Annotated in this window: 2 protein-coding genes; one reads left to right on the top strand and one right to left on the bottom strand. The window is 41.6% G+C overall.

Going from position 1 to position 2,425, the window contains the following annotated elements; translation table 11 throughout:
• The first annotated feature begins 133 nt into the window (after positions 1-133).
• Entirely contained in the window at positions 134-412 is a 279-nt protein-coding gene (locus OCV69_RS16475; protein ID WP_158359428.1) for a hypothetical protein, read from the top strand.
• A gap of 428 nt (positions 413-840) precedes the next feature.
• Here OCV69_RS16475 and OCV69_RS16470 read toward each other — a convergent pair whose 3' ends face one another.
• Positions 841-2,286, bottom strand: a complete 1,446-nt coding sequence (locus OCV69_RS16470) for an ISLre2 family transposase (RefSeq protein ID WP_262563250.1) — start codon at positions 2,284-2,286, stop codon at positions 841-843.
• Between the last annotated feature and the right edge of the window lie 139 nt (positions 2,287-2,425).

Here is a 2,425-nt window from a genome sequence, read left to right as displayed (position 1 = left end):
GCTTTATTACACATTCTACAACGTCACTACTACACTATTCGCCCCAGCATAGCTGGGGGATTAGCTCTTTCATTTATGCAAAACTTATATTGATATTTCTCTAAATGCACCCAAATTACCAGATAAAGATAATTTGACTGTTACAGCTGGTTTTCAATATTCAGATATAGATAAAGCAAAAGAAGCAACCACAAATTTTATAAATACATTTAATATTCAAAATATTGAGGAATTACTGGAAGTTATTAAAATGTTCTACCCATATGCTTCTAACGATAATCGCCAAAAATCGGGAACCTTATTTAAGGACGTTCCCTATGGTTCTCCCACCATTGGAAGATATTTTGATTTTTGTAGAATGCCAGATGAAGTATGGAAAACTATTGTACAAGATATTCTAAACAACAAATAAGAAATAGAAAAGGCTACCATTTCGGTAGCCTACTTTAATGGAGTGCAGGGGATTTGAACCCCTCGGCGTTTAATCCTTATCTAAATTGACTTAGCAGGGCACACTCCACAAACGCCCACAACCACCATTTTAATACATGCAATCATCATTATCATAATCATTCTTCCCTCCATACAGATTTTTGCTTTCACTTTTTCTGAAAGATTGAACTCAAATTCAAACGAAGCGCACGAAAAAATTGCCAAGCCAACAATCAAAGGCTCTTTGATTACATTACAGATTATAGTGCAAACCAGATGAATAATCAAGATATAGGTATCAAAAGTTTGTGTCAAGTAATCGTTGGCAACTTACCCACTTCATTTTTTCCTTATGATATTTTTTCTGTTTTTGGGTATGCCAAATAGACCCTATGGGTTTTCCTTTGTTTAACAACAGAACGCTCTCTTAAACGCCTTTCTGGATGCTGTCTGTATCGCTTCAAGCAGCGGCATATGCACATTTACCACATCCACATACGGATTTCCTTTCCCGTCCTTCTTTGGAGCTTTTGCAGCACTTAATGTTTCCACGATCTCCTGCATCTGCATTGTGAACACTAAGCCATCCGTATATCGCTCTATCGTCTCAATCAATTCCTTGTTTTCTTTTTGGTAAAGGATCTTGGCAAGGTTATTGGCTCCGTTTACCGACCAGCGCATCCTTCGGTTCTTCATCCTCAGCGTGATCACCGTACAATTCTGATTTTCCTGCACACCCATCCTTTTATAAAGAATCCCTTCCGGCGGGGCTGCTATCTTTATCCCCCTTTTATCGTAGGGCAGCAGACCTTCCCTGTTATGTTCCAGATATTGATATAATTCCCAGGCCTTTTGGCTGCTTTTATCCTTTTCATCCGGGCTTTCTACGCTGGTCGCATATATCTGTATATATTCCAACATTTCCTCCGGCTTGCCTGTATCAAACAGTTCCCGGATCTCTCTCTGCGCTTTCTTATCACGGATCTTCCCTGTGATCTCCTGATATACATGATATCTGTCTAACTGGAAGATTGCTTCCGGGTCATATGGCTCGTAGATCCAGCTGCCTCCATCTCCGTTTAAGATGCGCTGGCCGATCTCATCCGCATCATATTTCTTGCAAATACAGGCCTCCCGCTTTTCATGGAATTTCTTACTTTTCTCCATCCCCGCAAGCATGGTTTTTCCCACCAGGCTACTGCGGCCCTGCTTTTCTTTCTCCGCATCCCAGCCTTCATACATGGTAAAGACCTTCATTTCCTGTTTTTTCATCTTTTTATGCTGTTCATCCTGCATGGACAGCCATACGCCATCCATTTCTTCAAACAGTACCGGAATCTCCTTTTTTCCCTCTGACTGGTCCACATGCATCTGTTTTACAGCATGTTCTTCCTCTTCGCTGATCCTTTCACCCAACCGCTGCATCACGTTCCACACACCGCCGGCACTGATGCTCTGGCCGCAGGTGCTGCTTATTGTCTCTGCTGTAACGCGGTACGGCGCTTCTGTTACCGTCATGGCCAGCTTCTCTGCCAGGTTTGTGGAGATCAGGCCTATCTTTTCCATCTGCATGGCTTCATCCAGCAGATACACACAGGCTTTCTTTCCATCCTCAAGTTTTGTCTGATAGACGTGCCTGCCATAGCTGACTTCACCGTAGACTGTTTTTATCGTGGTGGTGCGGATCCCTTTATCCCGGTAATTCTTTTTATCCCTTCCCTCTGCCAGTTCCTTATCATAAGCCTCCAGCATGGCAGTTGTGATCTCTCTGCCCAGCTCACATACATAAGAAAATATTTTTTGCTCCAACTCCTTGAAAGATATCGGTTTTTCCTCTACAATAGTTTTCATCATACAGTTTCCTTTACATGTTTTTCTTAGCAGTTAACATCATAAAGAAAAACTGTGTGATTGGGAAGCAGGGATTTTCTCTGTTTCCCTTTTTTGTCTTAGGAATAGTTCCTATATTTGCCAATGATAATTATACACTAAC

This window comes from Alitiscatomonas aceti (assembly GCF_025567195.1).
Classification (GTDB): Bacteria; Bacillota; Clostridia; order Lachnospirales; family Lachnospiraceae; genus Alitiscatomonas; species Alitiscatomonas aceti.
Note: the sequence above shows the minus strand (reverse complement) of the source record. Positions and strands in the feature narration are given on the sequence as shown.

Excerpts from the sequence above, each read along its gene's own strand:
- OCV69_RS16470 (WP_262563250.1), bottom strand. The coding sequence starts at position 2,286 with ATGATGAAAACTATTGTAGAGGAAAAACCGATATCTTTCAAGGAGTTG.